Source organism: Priestia sp. P5_B4 (genome assembly GCF_056400385.1).
This window is the reverse complement of sequence record NZ_JBFULJ010000554.1, coordinates 1-2,545: the sequence shown is the minus strand read 5'-3', so window position 1 is coordinate 2,545 and position 2,545 is coordinate 1. Positions and strand designations below refer to the sequence as shown.

The 2,545-nt window shown below is 36.5% G+C and carries 2 protein-coding genes; one reads left to right on the top strand and one right to left on the bottom strand.

Annotation, left to right across the window (positions count from 1 at the left end):
* On the bottom strand, window positions 1-993 hold a 993-nt coding region (locus AC1DRF_RS22855; RefSeq protein WP_477741765.1), incomplete at its 3' end, for a mechanosensitive ion channel family protein.
* A gap of 291 nt (window positions 994-1,284) precedes the next feature.
* Here AC1DRF_RS22855 and AC1DRF_RS22850 point away from each other — a divergent pair.
* Complete coding sequence (locus tag AC1DRF_RS22850) at window positions 1,285-2,250, top strand: bile acid:sodium symporter family protein (protein ID WP_230184506.1); 966 nt, start codon at window positions 1,285-1,287, stop codon at window positions 2,248-2,250.
* Window positions 2,251-2,545 lie beyond the last annotated feature (295 nt).

Below are 2,545 nucleotides of genomic sequence, written 5' to 3'. Positions count from 1 at the left end.
GTCCATAATTTCGAAGTTTATATTTTCTTTTACATCTAAATAATCAGCAAAAACGGTTGTATTTGTAAAGAAATACAGATAGATATTTAGGCTGGATTCATAAAAGCCGTCAAAATTTACAAGAATCGTTTCATTGTGAATTTCTTCGTGCTCCGTCAGCATCTTTTTAATTCTTGTCACTACGGTTTCTAACTTTTCTTTTGGTGTATTATAATTCAAGTTTAAATGAAAGGCAATTTGRCGTTTTCCCATCTTAGCCCAGTTAATAATAGGTTCATTAGAAAGAGTAGCATTTGGAACCGTTACGACTGCTTGAGCGAACGTTCGAATTTTGGTGCTTCGAAACGTAATATCTTCTACAACGCCTTCAACACTCGGTGTTTTAATCCAATCTCCAATGGTAAAAGGCTTTTCGGTAATAATCACAATTCCGCCGAATAAATTACTAACGGTGTCTTTAGCGGCTAGGGCAAAAGCAAGACCACCTAAACCAAGACCCGCTACAAAGCCGTTTACGTTAAAACCCCACTCTTCTGCGATGATGGAGATAGAAAGCATAACAACAACGATGCGGATGAACTTTTCAATAAAAGGAATAATGATTCGATCCACTTGGATATCGAAATTTTTGGCAAACGTTGCAAAAAATAAATTGGTAGAAGCAGCTAAATTATACAAGCCCCATCCTGCAAGGCCAACAGAAGCTGAACGAACTAAATGTCTTTCCGTGTCRGCTGTTAAAACATCAAAGGGAAGATAGGGAAGAGCAAGCTTGAAACCAATAATTACAAAAATCCAGCGCAGCGGCTTTTCAAAAGCTTCCAAAACGCTCGTAATTAAATTGATTTTTTTATTTTTGACAAAACCAATAATAAACTTAAACAAATAAGTCGTGAAAAGCTTGCGAAGAATTAAAAAGATCAAAAAGATCCCAATCGCAATCACGATTTTTTTCCAATCATCTAACGATGATAGAGACTTCAAAAAATCCATACAATCCTCCTAATTACCAAAACTGTGCTACAGTCCATTTATATCCGTCGATCGAAAGCATTTCTATGTAGAGTGTTCTTTACCCTAAATTCATGCTTTTTAAAAGCTTCTTCCCTATTAAAATAGCACAAAAATACCTTTAAATCTATTTAAGTGATAATTATGAATATATCTCTTTTTAGTAAAAGAGACAGACAACAGTCTGAAAATAAGTTGTATAATAAATAGGTGATATTATAAACGTTAATGTATCTTATTATTTATTGAAAACGTTCGTTGGAGGGAGAAGTTTTGTTAAGTCAATTGAATAGAATGCTAGAAAAATTGATGCCGTTTATTACGCCGGTCAGCTTGCTCATAGGAGTTCTTATCGGTTCGTCATTAAGTCAGTATGCCTTCTTAATTCCATGGCTTTTTGCATTAATGACGTTTGCCGGAAGTTTAAATTCAAATTTTCACCAGTTAAATGCCACGATACACCGTCCATTTCCAATCATTATGGCCCTGTTTGTTTTACATATTTTTATGCCAGCGTGGGCTTGGAGCGTTGGCCAAGTGATTTTTCCACATGATGTATTTACAAGCACAGGTCTTTTGCTAGCAGCGATCATTCCAACAGGAGTGACTAGTTTTATATGGGTCTCGATTTACAAAGGAAGCATTCCTCTTGCGCTATCCATTATTTTAATTGATACTCTTTTGGCGCCGCTTATCGTTCCTTATACACTTTTATTGGTAGTTGGAGACACCGTACATTTGGAAGCGCTAAAGTTAGTCAAAGATTTGTGTTTTATGATTGTCCTTCCATCTTTGTTAGGCATGTTCTTAAATCAATATACAAAAGGAACAATTAAGCAGACATTAGGACCAAAGCTGGCACCTGTTTCGAAAATAGGGCTAAGTGTGATGGTTATGATAAACGGGGGAGTAATTGCACCTTATTTAAAGCATATTGATAAAAAACTGCTGTTTATTATCGTGATCGTCTTTTTAATGAGTTCAGCTGGTTATTTCTTCAGCTGGATGATTGGCAAATGGCTAAGATGGGACCGAGCAAAAGTTGTGACGCTTACGTTTTGCGGAGGCATGAGAAATATTAGCGCCGGAGCCGTGTTAGCCGTATCTTATTTTCCAGCTCCCGTTGCTGTACCCGTCGTACTGGGGATGTTATTTCAGCAGGTATTAGCTGCTTTATCAGGGCGTTTAGTTCAAAACTATTACGAGAAAAAAGACGCTGAATTTGTTTCATTAAAATAAATGGAAGAAGCAAGGGAGGAACCATAGTAATCATAAAGTAAGCACTCTGTTTTAATGACGAGGGATAAGGTGCTTTTACGCTTGCTGCGTTCAAGATAACGAGATGATTAGAAAAAGAAACGGTGTGGCATACTAGAAAGAAAAAGGTCGGAYATTTTTGCTTATCAATATAGCGCTGGCGTTTATTTTACCTTGGACTTTTGGCACGTTCTATTTACATCCTAAAAATCGTCGTTTACTGCCTTTAGTAGGAACTGCTTTTTGCATTTTAGCAATCGTTATCAATGAATTAGGG